Origin of the sequence: Pseudomonas putida (assembly GCF_028682395.1) — a bacterium.
GTDB classification, from domain to species: domain Bacteria; phylum Pseudomonadota; class Gammaproteobacteria; order Pseudomonadales; family Pseudomonadaceae; genus Aquipseudomonas; species Aquipseudomonas putida_AB.
Genome location: NZ_JANHLC010000001.1, coordinates 830,053 through 846,884 on the forward strand (window position 1 = coordinate 830,053; position 16,832 = coordinate 846,884).

At 60.8% G+C, this 16,832-nt stretch carries 15 protein-coding genes; 10 read left to right on the plus strand and 5 right to left on the minus strand.

Annotated features, from left to right (window positions below; translation table 11 throughout):
- Nucleotides 1-374 precede the first annotated feature (374 nt).
- The 5 genes from NPS46_RS03960 to NPS46_RS03980 are packed head-to-tail and all read left to right on the plus strand — an operon-like array spanning nucleotide 375 to nucleotide 4,993.
- A complete protein-coding gene (locus NPS46_RS03960; protein ID WP_274105086.1) occupies nucleotides 375-1,538 on the plus strand; it encodes an iron-containing redox enzyme family protein in 1,164 nt (387 codons plus the stop codon).
- Nucleotides 1,535-1,864 (plus strand): Rieske 2Fe-2S domain-containing protein, encoded by a 330-nt coding sequence (locus NPS46_RS03965; protein WP_274105087.1) that lies wholly within the window; start codon nucleotides 1,535-1,537, stop codon nucleotides 1,862-1,864. The genes NPS46_RS03960 and NPS46_RS03965 overlap by 4 nt, the downstream gene beginning before the upstream one ends.
- Nucleotides 1,865-1,870: 6 nt before the next feature.
- Nucleotides 1,871-3,058, plus strand: a complete 1,188-nt coding sequence (locus NPS46_RS03970; RefSeq protein ID WP_274105088.1) for a hypothetical protein — start codon at nucleotides 1,871-1,873, stop codon at nucleotides 3,056-3,058.
- 10 nt (nucleotides 3,059-3,068) lie between these two features.
- Nucleotides 3,069-4,292: an ATP-grasp domain-containing protein gene (locus tag NPS46_RS03975; protein WP_274105089.1), complete on the plus strand. Its 1,224-nt coding sequence runs from the start codon at nucleotides 3,069-3,071 to the stop codon at nucleotides 4,290-4,292.
- Between the two features lie 8 nt (nucleotides 4,293-4,300).
- Entirely contained in the window at nucleotides 4,301-4,993 is a 693-nt protein-coding gene (locus NPS46_RS03980; RefSeq protein ID WP_274105090.1) for a phenylalanine--tRNA ligase beta subunit-related protein, read from the plus strand.
- A gap of 35 nt (nucleotides 4,994-5,028) precedes the next feature.
- Here NPS46_RS03980 and NPS46_RS03985 read toward each other — a convergent pair whose 3' ends face one another.
- Nucleotides 5,029-5,448, minus strand: coding sequence for an Lrp/AsnC family transcriptional regulator (locus NPS46_RS03985; RefSeq protein ID WP_274105091.1), 420 nt, complete (start codon nucleotides 5,446-5,448; stop codon nucleotides 5,029-5,031).
- 401 nt (nucleotides 5,449-5,849) lie between these two features.
- Here NPS46_RS03985 and NPS46_RS03990 point away from each other — a divergent pair, with 401 nt between their 5' ends.
- Nucleotides 5,850-6,980, plus strand: a complete 1,131-nt coding sequence (locus NPS46_RS03990; RefSeq protein ID WP_274105092.1) for an OpgC domain-containing protein — start codon at nucleotides 5,850-5,852, stop codon at nucleotides 6,978-6,980.
- Between the two features lie 90 nt (nucleotides 6,981-7,070).
- Here NPS46_RS03990 and NPS46_RS03995 read toward each other — a convergent pair whose 3' ends face one another.
- Nucleotides 7,071-8,492 carry an amino acid permease gene (locus NPS46_RS03995; RefSeq protein WP_274105093.1) on the minus strand — a complete coding sequence of 474 codons (1,422 nt, stop codon included), beginning with the start codon at nucleotides 8,490-8,492 and terminating at the stop codon, nucleotides 7,071-7,073.
- Nucleotides 8,493-8,850: 358 nt separating this feature from the next.
- Between NPS46_RS03995 and NPS46_RS04000 the strand changes: the two genes are divergently transcribed.
- From NPS46_RS04000 to NPS46_RS04010, 3 genes are all read left to right on the plus strand, one after another.
- On the plus strand, nucleotides 8,851-11,943 hold the full coding sequence (locus NPS46_RS04000) for a transglycosylase domain-containing protein (protein ID WP_274105094.1): 3,093 nt from the start codon (nucleotides 8,851-8,853) through the stop codon (nucleotides 11,941-11,943).
- A gap of 138 nt (nucleotides 11,944-12,081) precedes the next feature.
- Entirely contained in the window at nucleotides 12,082-12,645 is a 564-nt protein-coding gene (locus NPS46_RS04005) for a PadR family transcriptional regulator (RefSeq protein ID WP_274105095.1), read from the plus strand.
- Nucleotides 12,642-13,424 (plus strand): siderophore-interacting protein, encoded by a 783-nt coding sequence (locus tag NPS46_RS04010; RefSeq protein WP_274105096.1) that lies wholly within the window; start codon nucleotides 12,642-12,644, stop codon nucleotides 13,422-13,424. The genes NPS46_RS04005 and NPS46_RS04010 overlap by 4 nt, the downstream gene beginning before the upstream one ends.
- A 21-nt stretch (nucleotides 13,425-13,445) precedes the next feature.
- On the opposite strand, the gene NPS46_RS04015 is transcribed toward NPS46_RS04010, so the two are convergent.
- Nucleotides 13,446-14,084, minus strand: coding sequence for a Pr6Pr family membrane protein (locus tag NPS46_RS04015; protein WP_274105097.1), 639 nt, complete (start codon nucleotides 14,082-14,084; stop codon nucleotides 13,446-13,448).
- A 14-nt stretch (nucleotides 14,085-14,098) separates the two neighbouring features.
- Nucleotides 14,099-14,323 (minus strand): VF530 family protein, encoded by a 225-nt coding sequence (locus NPS46_RS04020; protein WP_274105098.1) that lies wholly within the window; start codon nucleotides 14,321-14,323, stop codon nucleotides 14,099-14,101.
- A gap of 265 nt (nucleotides 14,324-14,588) precedes the next feature.
- On the opposite strand from NPS46_RS04020, the gene NPS46_RS04025 reads away from it, so the two are divergent.
- Nucleotides 14,589-16,628, plus strand: a complete 2,040-nt coding sequence (locus NPS46_RS04025) for a TonB-dependent receptor (protein ID WP_274105100.1) — start codon at nucleotides 14,589-14,591, stop codon at nucleotides 16,626-16,628.
- On the opposite strand, the gene NPS46_RS04030 is transcribed toward NPS46_RS04025, so the two are convergent.
- On the minus strand, nucleotides 16,625-16,828 hold the full coding sequence (locus tag NPS46_RS04030; protein WP_274105101.1) for a hypothetical protein: 204 nt from the start codon (nucleotides 16,826-16,828) through the stop codon (nucleotides 16,625-16,627). The two genes, NPS46_RS04025 and NPS46_RS04030, sit on opposite strands and share 4 nt — an antisense overlap.
- Nucleotides 16,829-16,832 lie beyond the last annotated feature (4 nt).

Below are 16,832 nucleotides of genomic sequence, written 5' to 3' on the forward strand. Positions count from 1 at the left end.
GTCTTCTGCTGCAACCCATTTGCCCATTACCGCCCCCCTGCCAATTTCTCTAGTCGTTTAGTGAATTTCACTATTGGACTCCGCATTTTTGATCTTTTTAAGCGTTATTCAAAGCCTTAGCATCTGGCCACTTATATAAACCAACTAAGGCGCGCGAAATGTTAGGGACAGTTATAGTTTCAGACCGCTCAGTTAAAGTAGAGCCTGCACATATGCATCATGCACTGAGCGCTTTTGCCAATGCATCGCACTTTGCTCAGCCCAAAAGTTTCTTTACTTCGACTCCTTATCAACGACCGTCGCGGGCACAGGATGTTTCCGAGACGTTAATCAATAGTTCTCTGGAACGCAGCGAACTGTGGAGCAATAACCATTTGCTCGCCCAGCGTCTGTTATTGAATATCTACGAACAGGACATGGTGTTCCTCCCTACCGCGCCCCAGACCCTCGACCTGCAGGAATTCAAAAGTTTCTACGACCCCGAGCTGATGGCCTGTGGCAAGCAGGTCCGCCCGGCCCTGGAGCATTACCTGTATGACTGGCTGGAGAAGGAAATCCACGTCAACGGCCCCTGGTGCCTGAACTCCTTCGTGGCCCACACCCAGGCGGTTCTGGACGGTATCGCCGGTGCCGAATCGTCGCTGCACCGGGAGTTGACCGGCAGTCGTGATCCGCAGCGCGCAGCAAAGTTTTTCCTGGTCCAGTGCGCCGGCGACTTCCTGAGTGAAGCCTCGGCCATGGCGCGCAACGTATTGGGTAATTGCGGTGAGCACACCAGCGAATTGTTTAAGATCTTGATCGATGAATACGGTTACGGGGTCAATGACAAAAAACACAGCACCATCTTTGAGCACATGCTCAAACAAGCCGGCCTGTCTCATCACGTGCATCACTATTGGCAGTTTTATACCGCCTCGTCGCTATCGCTCACTAACTATTTCCATTATGTCTCGGCTAATCACGGCGCATTCTTCCGTTATATCGGCGCCATGTATTACACCGAAGCCAGTTTGGCCATGACCACCAAACATCAATCACGGGCGATCAAGGATATTTTTGGTAAAGATGTTTCCGCGCTGTACTTTGACGAACATCATCATATCGATGTTTATCACGGGCAAATGGCGTTAAACCGTTTGATTCTGCCGTTGATCAAACAATACGGGCCGAAAATTATCCCGGACCTGATTCGCGGTTTCGAAGAATTCCGCCTGCTGCAGGACCTGGCCGACGAAGAAATGTTTGCCCATATCCACTGGCACGATGCCATGGACGAATACCGCGCCAAAGCCGCCGAACTGCGCGGGCAGAAAACCCCGGATGCGTACTTTGTCGAGAACCGCGGCGAGTTGTCGGTTATCCACAGTCACTCGCTCGACGAGCTGTTCATGGTCGAGTCCGGCGAGCTGGAGTTTCGCGTCAGTCCGTTCCAGAGCTTCCAACTCAAGGCCGGTGAAGGCGTGGTGATCCCGCGCGGCATGATTCACGGCACCCTTGTCACTAGCGAACGCTGCGAATACAGCGTGACCGCCGTATGAGTACCTCAGCCATGAAGTCCATCACGCTGCGCATGAACGAGTTCAACTTTATTGCCGTGGGCGCCAAGACCTACTTCCTCAACCAACGTGCCAAGCAGACCCAATTGCTGCCCACCGCCTGCCCCCACCGAGGCGGCCCGCTGCACATGGGTGACACCAGTTGCGACGGCCAGGCCTTGATCTGCCCGTGGCACGAGAACCACTACAAGACCTGCAACCTGGAAAAACGCGCCCTGCCCAGCGTGCGCGTAGGTGACCTGATCAGCACCGTGATCCGCGATGCCGAACGGGCCGAACCGCTGCACAAAATCTCCCGGCACGGATAAGCCACCATGACCCAGAAATCGACGTTGCCCGCGTTCTACTCCATCGTCAGCCTGTTTACCGGGCTGGATATGGCGATTGTGATCTGCATGGTCTGGTTCGGCCTGAAAACCACCGGCTCGACCTTCCTGATCGGCGTAACCCTGTGTGTCGCCACCGTGGTCCCGTATCTGTGCCAGCAGTTGCTGACTCGCTATCGACGGGTCGAGCTCAACCTGGCGCGCCTGTTCTACATTCGCCTGGTGGCGTTCTGCGCGATCCTTGGCCTGTCGTTTACCGACGCGACCGTGGCACCCGCCGGTTTTCTGCTGATCGCCTTCGCGGTCGGGGTCAGCAGCTACTTCACCAACAGCACGCTGGAGGCGAAGAACACCAAGCTGGTGCTGGCCGGTTATACCAACAGCGACACCTCCTCGCGCTTCATGCAGACCGCCATCCAGATCGGCGCATTTTCCGGCGCCCTGCTGGGCGGGCTGATCGTCGACCGGTTCGCCCTCGACCAGGCCCTGCAGATCATCAGCGCCACCGCACTGGTAGCGCTGCTGGCCATTGTGCTGGTCGGCGCGACCCCTGAAGCCCCTACGGTGGCCAAGGGGAATACCGCCAGCAGTCGCTCCCAGTTCGCCAACGAACTGCCGCGCCACCTGATCATCCTGATCGTGGTGTTGAGCCTGATCGGCTTCCATATCGGGGCCTTCAACAGCCTGATTCCCATCGTCTTCCAGAAGCTCAACGAGTGGAACGCCACCCGCTTCGGCATCGCCAGCGGCCTGGCCGGCCTGGGCGCGTTCAGCGCAGCGGTACTGCCCCGGATCCAGTTGAAAAACTACATGGCCATTGCCCTGATCCTGCTGGCCGACATCCTGCTGGTGTACATGCACAACCTCTACCTGATGATGCTGGCCGCCTTTGCACTCGGTTTCAGTATCAACAGCCTGCGTATCCAGGTCCGCCGGGCACTGATCGACGCCACCAGCGATGCCCGGATGGCCGACACCATTGCCTCGAAAAGCGCGCTGTATTACCTGCTGGTCAGCGCCAGCGCGCCCATGATCCTGACGTTCTTCACCACCAGCGCCTTTCTCGGAATCGCCGGCGCGCGTGGCCTGATGATCGTCGCCGCCCTCCTTCTCGGGCTTGCCGTACTGGGCTGGATGGCCAGTCGGCAGGCATTGCCTCTTCCTACTGCGAAATAAGGTAGTCAGTATGAAAACCATCATCATCGTCGACCCACTGTCCTCGGGCCGGTTCTACGCGCCGTACTTCAAGAAGCTGGGCATCAACTGTGTGGCGGTGATTTCCGACCCCAACATGTCCCCGCGCTTTCTGAACACACTGATTCCCGAAGACTTCTCGGCGATCTATCACTGGGAAGAGGCCCTGCTGTCGACCCTCGACGAGCTCTCGGCGCTGGGAGTGGTGGCAGGCTGTGAAACCGCGATTTACCTGACCGACTACCTCACCGAAACCCTGGGCCTGAAAGGTAACAGCCGCAACACCAGCGATTTTCGGCGCAACAAGTTTTCCATGCAGAACGCGCTCAAGAGCAAGGGCTTGCCCGGCATTACGTCGAAGATCCTCAGTTCCCGCTCGCAGATTCCAAGCTTTATGGAAACCGTCGACCCGGAGCGCGACTACGTGATCAAGCCGATCAACTCGGCGTCCACCGACGGCGTGGTCTTCGCCAAAGGCACCGCGCAGGTTCACGCCGCGCTGATCAATGCTGCGTGGCATCAAAAGAACGACCTGGGCGAGGAGAACCTGGGGTTCATCGTCCAGCCGTTTATCGAAGGGCCGGAGTATGTGGTCGATATGGTGGCCTACGACGGCACGATGGTTATCGCCTCGGTCTGCCGCTATTCGAAGGTCGAGCGCAACGGCAGCAAGTTCGTCTATGAAGGCCTCGACACCCTCGATCCAGCCGATATTACCCTCAAGCCGCTGCTCGACTATGCCCGCCAGGCGGCTGCCGCGCTGGGTATCCGGGTCGGTCCGATCCATATGGAAATCATCTGGTCCGACCAGGGCCCCTTGATGATCGAAGCCGGTGCCCGTCTGCACGGCGGCATTGCCCCGCTGCTGTTCACGAATGTCTACAAGCCCGACCTGCTGTCACTGGCCGTCGATTGCTACCTGGGGACACCGGCGCCGCACAACATGACCGCGGTCAAGCAGATCAACCACGGTCGGATCGGGTTCTTCTATGCCGACACCGCGACCCGCTTCAACGGCCCGTCGGAAGCTGATCTGGCCGACGCCACGAACAATATCGCCTATGGCGGGCATCGCTACTTCCTGGCCCCTGGCGATGTGACCAAGGTCACGGTGGATTTCGCCACCTGCCCGGGCCTGTTCTGGGTCTACCACCCGGAGCCCGCACAGTTGTCCCACAGTGCAGAAACCCTACGCCAGTTGCTCTGGCGCGAGTGAGGAATCCCATGACAGCTCGTTTGATCATTCACGAGTCCGCGGCCAACCTGGGCGTGGGCAATGCCTGTGCGGCGATTATCAGCGGCATCTCGGTCAACGCCGACAAGACCTTTGTCCCGGCCCTGACGCGCAATCTCAACGAGATTGCCTCGCGCCTGGCCGACCTGTGCTCGAACCCGATCTACAACGGCTTTGCCCGGCAACTGGAACGGCTCGGCTACCCGGAAACCACCAGCGCCTGCGAAAAGATCCTCAAGCACTTCGTCTCCAACGGCGTGCGCTCGATCAACAACGTGGTCGATGCCTACAATGCGGTAGCGATCAAGCACTCGGTCAGCGTCGGCGTACATACCTTCGACAAACAGCAGGATATCCACGTCTACCGCGCCCAGTCGCCGATACGTATCCGTCCGCTGTTCTCCAAGAAGGACGTGGCGATTCCGCCGGGGGACCTGGTCTACTCGGCCGGCGACCATACCCTGGCAACCATCGGCAAGATCGATGCCGACGCCCATGACTTCCGCTTGACCGACAACACCCACAACCTGGTGGTGGTGGTGCTGGGGCATGAAGATACGAGCTATGACTTCAATAAGGGCGTGATCGACGAGTTGATCGGGTCGCTGGTGCAAGCGATGCCCGAGCTGCATTACGAGTTTATGGAACGGCGCTTCCCCGCGGCCTCGGAGAAAACCGGCTAGAACGACTCAGGGGCGCGCCAACCCAGGCGCGCACCCTATCGCCAGGCCTTGAGAATCGGATTGACCTTGACCTCGCTGATCTGCTCGATCTTGAGCAGCCGTTCCTTGAGCGCCATGATTGCTTCGAAGTCCTTGCACTGGACTTCGAGCAGCATGTCGAGTTCGCCGAATAGGGAATAGACATGGATGACTTCGTCGAAGCCCTTGATCTGTGGATAAACCAGATGGCACTTGTTGCCCTTGAGTTGCAGCATCAAAAACGCTGACTGATAGTTCTCGCAACGATCGTCGCAGATATCGATGGTGAAACCGCGAATCACGCCCTTGTCGACCAGCTTCTGGATTCTCGACTCGACGGCCGTTCTGGATTTATGGACCTGGCGTGACAGCTGCGAAACACTGATTCTTGAATCATTTTTCAAGATCGCCAGTATGACTTCGTCCACCTTGTCCATTTGCCTTGCCCCACTGACGTTAGTCAATTGCCAACTACCGCACGATCATGTTGGTGCCCGAGCTGAATCCATAAACCCATGATTCCTCTCCCGTTTTTTGCAGTCCGGGTGTCCCGAGACGACTTTCCATCTTGAAGGCTGCCGACCGGTCAGCGCAACTCTTTCCAAATCTGCGATCTTCGCCAGGCCCGGGCACTGATATGGATCAGTCATCTGCGGGCAAGCGGTCGAGGCTCGGGCGACCCAGGTCTGATTCCGACCAGCGGGTCGGTGATATTGTGCAATAGCCAGCCTTTGCAATTCATCGCGAATAACGCCACCCTCCCCGCCGCCGAACTGTCCTAGGCAATTTTCAGGCACAAAATCGGTCTTTACTTCAAATCGCTCAAGAGTCATCAGGCATGTCTAACGGACGCGATCTTCGCATCGACTTTTTCCGAGGCCTGGCACTGGTCTTCATTTTCTGGGATCACGTGCCGCACAACCCTCTGGCCAACCTTACCGTACGCAATTTCGGTTTCAGCGATGCGGCGGAAATTTTTGTGTTCCTGGCCGGTTACGCGGCCGTACTTGCCTACGGCCGAATTGCCCGGCGCGAAGGTTTCCTGATCGCCAGCGTGCGCATCCTGCGGCGGGCCTGGGTGCTCTATGTGGTGCATATTTTTCTGCTGGCGGTGCTGATGGGCATCGTCTTCTTCGCCAACAGCCATGTGGAAACCCGTGACCTGGTCCAGGAAATGGGCCTGCAGTATTTCCTCAGCAACCCACAGCAAGCCTTGCTCGATGAACTGTTGCTGCGCTTCAAACCCAACCTGATGGACCCTTTGCCGCTCTATATCCTGCTACTGCTCGGCCTGCCGCTGGTCCTGCCGATGCTGCTGCGCAAGGCCGAATACGTGGTCGGCCTGTCGGTGGCACTGTACCTGCTGGCGCCCTGGTTTCAATGGAACCTGGCCGCCCAGGAAGGTGGCGTGTGGTTCTTCAACCCAATGGCCTGGCAGTTGCTGTTTATCCTCGGCGGCGCGGCGGCGATCCAGGGTCAGCGCCCCCGCGCCCCGGACCTGCGTCCACTGCGCCAACAACCGCTGTTTATCGGCGCGGCGCTCTATCTGCTGGTGACCGGGCTGATCGCCCTGTCATGGCGCTGGCCCCAGGTGCACGACGCCCTGATACCACGCCAACTGGGCGAATGGCTCTACCCCATCAGCAAGACCAACCTGTCGCCGGTGCGGCTTCTGCACTTCCTGGCCCTGGCTTATGCCACGGCCAAAGTGGTCCCGGACAGTGCCTGGCTGCAGCGTTGGTGGGCCCGCCAAAGCTGCCGTATGGGCCGTTATTCGCTGGAAGTGTTCTGCTTTGGGGTACTGCTGGCGCCGCTGGCCGATATGCTCAACGCCCTGGCCGACGATGCCTGGCCCATGCAGATCTTCAGTGCGCTGCTCGGCGTCGGCCTGATGATCCTTCTGGCCGCCTGGCTGGACCTCAACAAACGCCTCAACCGCCCTGTCCCGGCGCCACCCCAGCCGGTGTAGGGGCGAGCCCTCCCGTCACGCATTTCTGTTCGTTTGACACACCATAAAAAAGCCCCGCAACATGCGGGGCTTTTGGCGTGCAGAACCGGCTTAGTTAGCTGGGCTCAAGGCCACAGGTGCCTGGTTCTTCGGCTGCAACTTGAGGACGTAATACAGCACCGTCAGCACAACCAGGAACGAAGGTCCGACGATCAGCGCGATCCGGGTTTCCTCGAAGTAGGCCATCAGCCCGACGACCAGCGCCAGGAATGCCAGGGCCAGATAGGAGCTGAGCGGCCACAGCCACATGCGGAACTTCAGTTGTGCCCGCTCGGCTTCACTCAGGCCACGCCGGAAGCGCAACTGGGCCAGCAGAATCATTGCCCAGGTCCAGATCGCACCAAAGGTCGCGATGGCCGTTACCCAGACAAAGACCTGCTCCGGCACCAGGTAGTTGAGCAAGACACCGAGCAACAGCACAACAATCGACAGCAACAGGGCGCGACGCGGAACACCGCAGTCCGAGGTCTTGGCAAAGGTCGCCGGTGCCTGGCCGTTTTGCGCCAGGCTATAGAGCATGCGCCCGGTACTGAAGATGCCGCCGTTGCAGGACGACAACGCCGCGGTAATCACCACGAAGTTGATGATGCCGGCCGCGGTCTTGATGCCCAGACGCTCGAAGGTCATCACGAACGGACTGCCCTGGGTGCCGATTTCATTCCACGGATAGATCGACAGGATCACGAACAACGCCCCCACGTAGAACAGCAGGATGCGCCAGAACACCGAGCCAATGGCGTTGGGAATGGTCTTTTGCGGGTTGCGTGCTTCGCCGGCGGTCAAACCGATCATTTCCACGCCCAGGTAGGCAAACATCACCATCTGCAGGGACATCAGCACGCCCTGTACACCGTGGGGCATAAAGCCGCCGTGGGCCCAAAGGTTGGAGATGCCCAGCGCGACGCCATCGTTGCCGAAACCAAACGCGATGACGCCAATACCACCGATCACCATGGCGATGATGGTGACGATCTTGATCAGGGCGAACCAGAACTCGAACTCACCGAAGGCCTTGACCGCGATCAGGTTGATCGCGCCCATGCTCGCCAGGGCCGCCAGGGCCCAGATCCAGCGCGGCACATCGGGGAACCAGATGCCCATGTACACCGCGACCGCGGTGATTTCCGCAACGCAGGTAACCAGCCACAGGAACCAGTAGTTCCAGCCGGTCAGGAAGCCGGCCACCGGGCCGAGGTAGTCCTGGGCGTAACGGCTGAAGGAGCCCGCGACCGGGTTGTGCACGGCCATTTCACCCAGTGCGCGCATGATCACCAGGATCGCCAGACCGCCAATGATGTACGACAGCATGATGGCCGGACCGGCCATTTCAATGGCCTTGGCCGAACCGAGGAACAGGCCGACACCGATGCAGGCACCGAGGGCCATTAATCGGATGTGGCGTTCGCCCAATTCGCGTTTGAGAGGACCGCCCTGGACGATTGCGTCTTCGGGGGAAGGGTTGCCGACTGGCATAGAGATACAACCTCGTCTTGTTATTGGATGTGGCATCAATGGAGCGCTCGAAAGCCAGGCGGGTGAGCCGAGCCACTTGCTGAACAGTCATGACCTTGTGGGTCGACCGGCCAGCAGGGAAAAGCCCTACTGAGATCGGCGGCGAGTATTGCACAGGCTTGGTGCGCCGTCATGCCCCTACATAGGACGTATTTACGGCCTTATAAGGCTCTATTCCGATACTTACAGACGAACGGCAATTCACCCCGCAGAGGCCTTGGCGACGAAGTCACGGACATGGATAAATTCCGCTCCCCCATCGGACGCCGTCTACGCTTCAGACAAGTGCGATCAATCTGCGTATATGGATCAGTCGACTATGGGCGTTCTGTGGCACTCCGACTCCAGCAAGACCCCAGTGCCAGCCAACGCCATGGATGCAGCCCCGTCAGCACCGAAAAAACCTCGCCGCCGCTATGCTTGGCGCCTGTTCTGGCTGGTCTTGCTGATGGCCCTGATCGCCCTGGGGCTCGCCACTCAGCGCGAGATACGCACCTCGAAGCTGCAGGCCCGCGAGTTCAGCCAATACGCAGCGACACTCACCTACAGCCTGCAAACCGGGCCCAGCGATGCAATGCGCTATCCCGGCGAGGGCCCCTTCGACAAACGCCTGGGCTACAGCGCACAGGGCGAGTTCCTGCCCCGGCTGCTAAAGCGCGACTATCTGATTCAGAAGCAGGTGCGCTTTTCCCCGGCGCTGCTGGACTACAGCGAGAAAGGCTTCTTTATCCCCTATGCCGAGAAGATCCAGGCCGGCCTATCGATCACCGACTGCCAAGGCAGCAACCTCTATCAGTTCAACTACCCGCAGCAGCTCTACGCCACTTTCGAGGCTATTCCGCCGCTGGTGGTCCACAGCCTTTTATTTATAGAAAACCGCGACCTGCTCGACCCCAGGCAACCACTGGCCAACCCAGCCGTGGACTGGCCGCGCTTCGCCAAGGCAGCCCTGTCCCAGGTCGCGAAGGTCCTGCACCTGCCCGGCCAGTCCGCTGGTGGCAGCACCCTCGCGACCCAGCTGGAAAAGTACCGTCACTCGCCTGATGGCCTGACGCTGTCGAGCAGCGAGAAACTGCGGCAGATGTTTTCCGCCAGCGTGCGGGCCTATCGCGATGGCCCGCACACCCTGCCGGCTCGCCAGGGTGTGGTGCGCGACTATCTCAACAGCGTGCCACTGTCGGCCGTGCCCGGACATGGCGAAGTGCATGGCATGGCCGAAGGGTTACGCGTCTGGTATGGCGCCGATTTCAACCAGGTCAACCAGCAACTGGCCAGCACCGCAACCGATGCACAGAGCCTGGCCCAACGCGGCCTGGCCCTGCGCCAGGTGTTGTCGCTGATGATTGCCCAGCGCCGCCCCTCGCATTATCTGGCGCGTGGCCGTGACGAGCTGGCCGAATTGACCGACAGCCATATCCGCCTGCTGGCCCAAAGCGCCGTGATCGACAGCGCATTAAGCCGCGCCGCCCTGGCCAGCCGGGTAATCTATCGCGACTGGCAGCTACAGCCGACGATTCAACCCATCGAGACCAACAAAGGCATCAGCGTCGCCCGCAGCCGACTGTCGACGATGCTCAACCGGCCGCTGTATGACCTCGACCGCCTCGATCTCTCGGCCACCAGCACCCTACAGGGCGAGTTGCAAAGCCAGGTCAGCGCCTACCTGAAAAAACTGGCCGACCCGGCCTTCGCCAGCCAGATCGGCCTGTTCGGCGAACGTCTGCTGACCCCCAGCAGCACCGCGCAAGTGCGCTACAGCTTCACCTTGTTTGAACGCACACCGGACAGCTCCCAGGTTCGGGTGCAGACCGACAACACCGACCAGCCCTTCGACGTCAACGAAGGCAGCAAGCTCGAACTGGGCTCCACGGCCAAGCTGCGGGTACTGACCACCTACCTGGAAATCATTGCCGAGCTGCACACGCGCTATGGCGCGCAAACACCCGCCGAACTGCGCAAAGCCCCGGTCGAGGAACAGGACCGGCTGAGTCGCTGGGCGGTCGACTACCTCGCGCAGAATACCGACCATGACCTGGCCAAAATGCTCGACGCGGCCCTCAACCGCCAGTATTCGGCAAGCCCTGGCGAGGCGTTCTTCACTGGCGGCGGCCTGCATCGCTTCCACAACTTTCGCAATGAAGACAATGGCCGCAACCCGACGCTACGCGAGGCCCTGCGCGAGTCCATCAACCTGCCGTTTATCCGTCTGATGCGCGACCTGGTGCGCTACAGCGCCTACCAGGCACCGAATAACAGTGCCGCACTGCTCAAGGACGACCAGGACCCCAGACGCCAGGAATACCTGGCCCGTTTCGCCGACCGCGAAGGCTCGGCCTTTCTGTTGAGGTTCTGGAAGCGCTACCAGAACAAGGACAGCCAGGCACGCCTGGAAACCTTTCTCGACAGCCTGCATCCGACGCCGATCCGCCTGGCGGCGGTCCACCGCTACCTGTTGCCGGACGCGAACCAGACCAGCTTCAACACCTTTGTCCGCGCCCACCTGAAAACCGAAAAAGTCAGCGATGAACGCCTGGCCAAGCTTTACCAAAGCTACGGGCCCGGCGCTTACGATCTGCCGGACCAGGGGTATATCGCCAAGGTCCACCCGCTGGACCTGTGGTTACTGGGCTACCTGTTGAACAACCCCACGGCCAAGTTCAGCCAGGCCGTGGCTGCCAGCGAGCATGAACGCCAGGAAGTCTACGGCTGGCTATTTAAAAGCCGCCACAAGACGGCCCGCGACAGCCGTATCCGCACCATGCTGGAAATCGAAGCCTTTCTCGATATTCACCAACGCTGGCAGCGGGTCGGCTACCCGTTCGACCATCTGGTGCCATCGCTGGCGACCGCCATTGGCAGCTCGGGCGATCGCCCGGCAGCACTGGCCGAACTGATCGGCATCATCCAGAACGACGGTGTGCGCCTCCCCACCCTGCGCATCGACAGCCTGCATTTCGCTGCCAATACGCCCTATGAGACCCGACTGATCCACGCCCCGGACAAAGGCAAGCGCGTACTGCCTTCCGCGGTGGCCAGCGCCTTGCGCGAAGCGCTCTCCCAAGTGGTCGATGCCGGGACCGCACGCCGTGTCTCCGGCAGCTTCAAACTGGCCGACGGCACCCCACTGGCCATGGGCGGCAAGACCGGCACCGGTGATAACCGCATTGAAAGCATCGGCGCCGGCGGTCGCGTGCTCAGTTCAAAATCGATCAACCGCACCGCCACCTTTGTCTTCTACATCGGCGAGCACCATTTCGGCACCCTGACCGCCTTTGTTCCCGGTAGCTCGGCCCAGGGCTTCAAATTCACCTCCGCGTTGCCGGTGCAAGTACTCAAGGGCATGGCACCGATCCTTACCCCCTACCTGCAACCAGACGCCAGCTCACGGTGCCGAGCCATCGCCCAGCCATAACGCACCTGCTCTTGTAGGCGCTCGCTCACGCCCTTTCCCTACCTCGCGCCTGATAATCATTACCGTTCATCTTCTGCGCTTGCATTCCGACAAAGATATATCTTAAGTTATGTCTAACTTACTTAGAGGAAAAGCACGATGAGAGAACATCATCCCCACCACCGCCCGCACGGTGACGGCCGCGACGGCTTCGAACAACGTACCGGCCGCGAACGCGGAGGCCGTGGCCCACGCGTATTCGCCCCGGGCGACCTGAAGCTGTTGCTGCTGGCCCTGATCGCCGAACAGCCCTGCCACGGCTACGACTTGATCCGCCAGATCGAAGGCATGTTCGACGGCGCCTACAGTCCAAGCCCGGGCGTCATCTACCCGACCCTGACCTTTCTCGAAGAAAGCGAAATGATCCAGGGCGACGCCGAGGGTGGCAAAAAGCGCTACCAGGTCACTGAACTCGGCCGCCAGTCCCTGGCCGAGCAAGCCGTCGCCCTCGATGGCGTACGCATGCGCATCGATGTCAGCAAGCGCTCCCTGCGCGGCCACGATCGCCCCGCCGAAATCCACGAAGCGGTGCACAACCTGCGCCACGCCCTGCAAATGCACCATGGCCGCTGGAGCCCAGAAGAAATCCTGCGGGTCCGCGACCTGCTCAACAACACCGCCAAAGCCATCGTCGACGGCCCAGTCCAGGAGAAATCGCAATGAGTGCTGTCCAGCCACAGACCATTCACCGGGTCATGCATGAAATCAAACGCCGGCGCCTGGAGGTCCTGCGCGTGGTCGACCTGACCCCGCGCATGCGCCGCATCACCCTGGGCGGGCCTGAGCTGGCCGGATTTATCAGCCTGGGCAGCGACGATCATGTAAAGCTGTTCTTCCCCCAGACCGCCGAGGAGCAGCGCGCCCTGGAAACCCTGGTGCTCGGGGCCAAGGACAACGGCCCGATGCCCGCCATGCGCGACTACACCCCAAGGCGCTATGACCTTGAGCGTGGTGAGCTGGAGATCGATTTTGTCCTGCATGGCGACGGCCCTGCCGCGACCTGGGCCGCTCAGGCCGCCCCCGGCCAGCATTTGAATATCGGCGGGCCGCGCGGCTCGATGATCGTGCCGGATATCTTCGACAACTACCTGCTGATTGGCGACGAGACAGCCTTGCCGGCCATCGGTCGACGCCTCGAAGGCCTAGCCGCCAATCACCGCGCACGGGTGGTGGTGCAAGTGGAAAATGCCGCCGAGCAACAGTCGCTGCACAGCCCGGCGCAGGTCGAAGTGACCTGGGTAAACCGCGAGGACGGCGACGCGAACCTGCTGCACACCCTCGAGCAACTGCGCATTCCCGAAGGCACGCTGTACGCCTGGGTCGCGACCGAAGCAGCACTCTCGCGCCGAATCCGCAAAGTGCTCTTGCAAACCCATGGCCTGAATGAGGAGTTTCTCAAGGCCGTCGGCTACTGGCGCCTGGACGACAGTCTGGAGGAGTGAGACCTCCCATCGCGAGCAGCCTCAGCGCTGCTCGCGAGCGGCCCGCCAGCGATCCAGTGCGATCAGTCCTAGCGACACCAGCACAAACCCCAGCAGAATTCCCAGGGCATTGAGCAGCACCTGCCCATACCCCAGCGTACCCACATCGATAAACGGGTACGGGTAAGTGCCCAGCAGATGCCCGCGCAGCATCACATAGACGAAGTACAGCAGCGGGTAGATCGCCCACACCAGGCAGTGCCACACGCGCAACTGACCTTTCTCGACACACAACCACCAATACGCCAGGTACAGCAGCGGCATCACGTCGTGCAGCAACTCATCGGCCAGCCGCTGCCAGCCCTCGGGATGCCAGAGATGGCGCAGCAACAGGTTATAGGCCAGTCCCACCACCACGATACTGACCCCAATACCGGCACTGACCCAGGCTTGCAGCAGCCAGGTGCGCCCCCGCGAGGGCCGCGTGGTCAAGGCGCAGGTCAACACCGCCGCCGCCAGCGTATTGGTGAGTACCGTAAAGAAGCTGAAAAAGTGCACCAGCCCGGCCAACAGGCTGAGGTCAGCCTGCCAGCGGGCAATCAGCACCAGGTACAGCTGGATGCTCAACCCCGACCAGGCCATCAGTGTCACCAGGCCAAGCGCCAAGCGCCGCCGATTCATCGCCGGTTGGCCACTTAGCGCTTGGTGCGCGCAAGCTTGATATACAGCGCCTCGACCTTGTCCCGGGCCCAGGGCGTCTTGCGCAGGAACGTCAGGCTCGACTTGATGCTCGGATCACTCTTGAAGCAGCGGATATCAATACGTTCGGCCAACCCCTGCCACTCGTAGTGAGCCACCAGGGCATTGAGAATCTGCTCCAGCGTCACACCGTGCAGCGGATTGTTGTTCGGTTCAGTCATGCCAGGCCTTCACGCGATAAAGAAACAAGCCGCGCACCTTAGCCGAGGGGGCGATTGGGTGGAAGAGCGCAGCCATCTGCAGCATTAACTGTAGGAGAAATACAAAGCCACGCCGCTCACAACACGGCACATCAGAAAGTTCCTGCTTTCCGGCAAGAAAAGAGATGTTATATTGTAACAACACAAACAACAGTACTTGCCGTGCTCAGCCGCTCTTCTTGCCCCACGGCGCGCTGAAGCGCCACCGCCATCCAAGGAACGACCGATGTCCATCATCCCCCTCCGCTCCCCGCGCCAGCGTCGTTGGCACCTCAGCCCGCTGGCCGCCGCGCTGCTGATCACATCCCAGGCCCAAGCCCTCGAGCTCGCCGAACAGGTCATCACGGCCAACCCGCTAGGTAACGCGCAACTGGCCGCCCCCAGCAGCGTGCTCGAAGGTGACGACCTGACCTTGCAACAAAAGGGCAGCCTGGGCGAAACCCTGAATAAACAGCCGGGCGTCTCTTCGTCCTACTTTGGTCCCGGCGCCAGCCGACCGATCATTCGGGGCCTGGATGGCGACCGCATTCGCATCCTGCGCAATGGCGTCGGCGCACTGGACGCCTCGTCGCTGTCCTACGACCACGCGGTACCGCTGGACCCGGTCAATGTCGAACGCATCGAAATCGTCCGCGGCCCCGCTGCCCTGCTCTATGGCGGCAGTGCCATTGGTGGCGTGGTCAATACGCTCGACAACCGCATCCCGAGCCAGCCCATCGACGGCATCCAGGGTGCCGGCGAACTGCGCTACGGCGGTGCCGATACCACCCGCAGCAGCGCCGGCAAGCTGGAAGCCGGCAATGGCAGCTTTGCCTTGCATTTGGATGCCAATGCCCGCGAGTTCAACGACCTGCGCATCCCCGGCGACGCCCGCAGCCGCCGCGCACCGGTCGATGAAGACAGCGACGGCAAAAAGGGTCGACTCGGCAACAGCAACGGCCGCCAGGACGGTGGCGCGGTGGGCGGCTCCTACACCTGGGAAGACGGCTACGCCGGCCTGTCCTACAGCAACCACGACGCCAACTACGGTTCTCCTGCCGAAGACGATGTCCGCATCCGCATGAAGCAGGACCACTACGCCTTTGCCTCTGAACTGCGCAATCTCGCTGGCCCTTTCAGCTCGGTGAAACTCGACGCTGGCTACACCGATTACGAGCACCGGGAAATTGAAGGCGGCGAAACCGGCACCACCTTCAAGAACAAAGGTTACGAGGCGCGTATCGAAGCCCGGCACCAGCCCCTTGGCCCGCTCGAAGGGGTCGTAGGCGCCCAGATCACCCGCAGTGAATTTTCCGCATTGGGCGAAGAAGCCTTCGTTCCGCAGACCGATACCGACAGCAGTGCGCTGTTTATTCTCGAAGAGCTGCAAGCCAGCGAACGCCTCAATCTCAGCTTTGGCGCCCGCCTCGAACACACCCGCGTCGACCCGGACGGCCAGGGCAATGAGCGCTTCAGCCAGGCCGAACGCTCCAGCAACTTCACCGCTGGCAGCCTGTCGAGCGGCGCGGTCTATCGCCTGACCCCCATCTGGTCCCTCGCGGCCACGCTGGGCTACACCGAACGCGCACCCACCTTCTACGAGCTGTACGCCAATGGCGCCCACGTCGCCACGGGCACCTATGAAGTGGGCGACGCCGGGCTGTCGAAGGAAAAGGCCGTCTCCAGCGACCTGGCCCTGCGCTTCGACAATGGCATTCACAGTGGCAGCGTGGGGCTCTTCTACAGTCACTTCTCCAACTACATCGGCCTGCTGGGCACCGGCCGTACCCTCGACGACGAGGGCGTAGAAGATCCGGACGGTATTCCCGAATACCGCTACTCCGGCGTGCGGGCACGTTTCAGCGGTATCGAAGCCAAGGATCACTGGAAACTCGGGGAAAGCGCCTACGGTAAATTCGCCCTGGAGCTGTCCGGCGACTACACCCGGGCCAAGAATCTCGACAGCGGCCAGGCCCTGCCGCGGATCGCCCCGTTGCGCCTCAACAGCGGCTTGCTCTGGGAACTCGACCGCTGGCAGGCACGGATCGATGTCGAACACGCCAGCGCCCAGCGCCGGGTTCCCGACAATGAAACCCGTACCGACGGCTACACCACACTGGGCGCCAGCGCCGGCTACCGGTTCCATATCGGCGGCAGCCAATGGCTGGCCTTCGTCAATGGCGAAAACCTGACCAACCAGACCGTGCGCTATGCCAGTTCGATCCTGCGCGATATCGCCCCGGCCCCGGGCCGCAGTGTCGAGGTCGGCCTGCGCACCACCTTCTAACCCGCGTTTCTGGCGGTGCCCTGAACCTTGCAGGCACCGCCGTCCTGCCCCTGCGCCCCACCTTCGTGCACCCCGGCACCGCCCACTGTTACCAAATCCGAAACGCTGCCTGTCTGTAAAAAGGCTTTTTCTTCGTGCAGGAACGCTTTAATCTTCCGCCACAAATTGCTGAAACGTTTCTTCCCCTCTTGATCGCTCACCAAT

What these genes read in the sequence shown, in the direction of transcription:
- NPS46_RS03980 (WP_274105090.1), top strand. Translation starts at nt 4,301, where the DNA reads ATGACAGCTCGTTTGATCATTCACGAGTCCGCGGCCAACCTGGGCGTG.
- NPS46_RS03965 (WP_274105087.1), top strand. Translation starts at nt 1,535, where the DNA reads ATGAGTACCTCAGCCATGAAGTCCATCACGCTGCGCATGAACGAGTTC.
- NPS46_RS04020 (WP_274105098.1), bottom strand. Translation starts at nt 14,323, where the DNA reads ATGACTGAACCGAACAACAATCCGCTGCACGGTGTGACGCTGGAGCAG.
- NPS46_RS03990 (WP_274105092.1), top strand. Translation starts at nt 5,850, where the DNA reads ATGTCTAACGGACGCGATCTTCGCATCGACTTTTTCCGAGGCCTGGCA.
- NPS46_RS04000 (WP_274105094.1), top strand. Translation starts at nt 8,851, where the DNA reads ATGGGCGTTCTGTGGCACTCCGACTCCAGCAAGACCCCAGTGCCAGCC.
- NPS46_RS04005 (WP_274105095.1), top strand. Translation starts at nt 12,082, where the DNA reads ATGAGAGAACATCATCCCCACCACCGCCCGCACGGTGACGGCCGCGAC.
- NPS46_RS03970 (WP_274105088.1), top strand. Translation starts at nt 1,871, where the DNA reads ATGACCCAGAAATCGACGTTGCCCGCGTTCTACTCCATCGTCAGCCTG.
- NPS46_RS04025 (WP_274105100.1), top strand. Translation starts at nt 14,589, where the DNA reads ATGTCCATCATCCCCCTCCGCTCCCCGCGCCAGCGTCGTTGGCACCTC.
- NPS46_RS03985 (WP_274105091.1), bottom strand. Translation starts at nt 5,448, where the DNA reads ATGGACAAGGTGGACGAAGTCATACTGGCGATCTTGAAAAATGATTCA.
- NPS46_RS03995 (WP_274105093.1), bottom strand. Translation starts at nt 8,492, where the DNA reads ATGCCAGTCGGCAACCCTTCCCCCGAAGACGCAATCGTCCAGGGCGGT.
- NPS46_RS04010 (WP_274105096.1), top strand. Translation starts at nt 12,642, where the DNA reads ATGAGTGCTGTCCAGCCACAGACCATTCACCGGGTCATGCATGAAATC.
- NPS46_RS04015 (WP_274105097.1), bottom strand. Translation starts at nt 14,084, where the DNA reads ATGAATCGGCGGCGCTTGGCGCTTGGCCTGGTGACACTGATGGCCTGG.
- NPS46_RS03975 (WP_274105089.1), top strand. Translation starts at nt 3,069, where the DNA reads ATGAAAACCATCATCATCGTCGACCCACTGTCCTCGGGCCGGTTCTAC.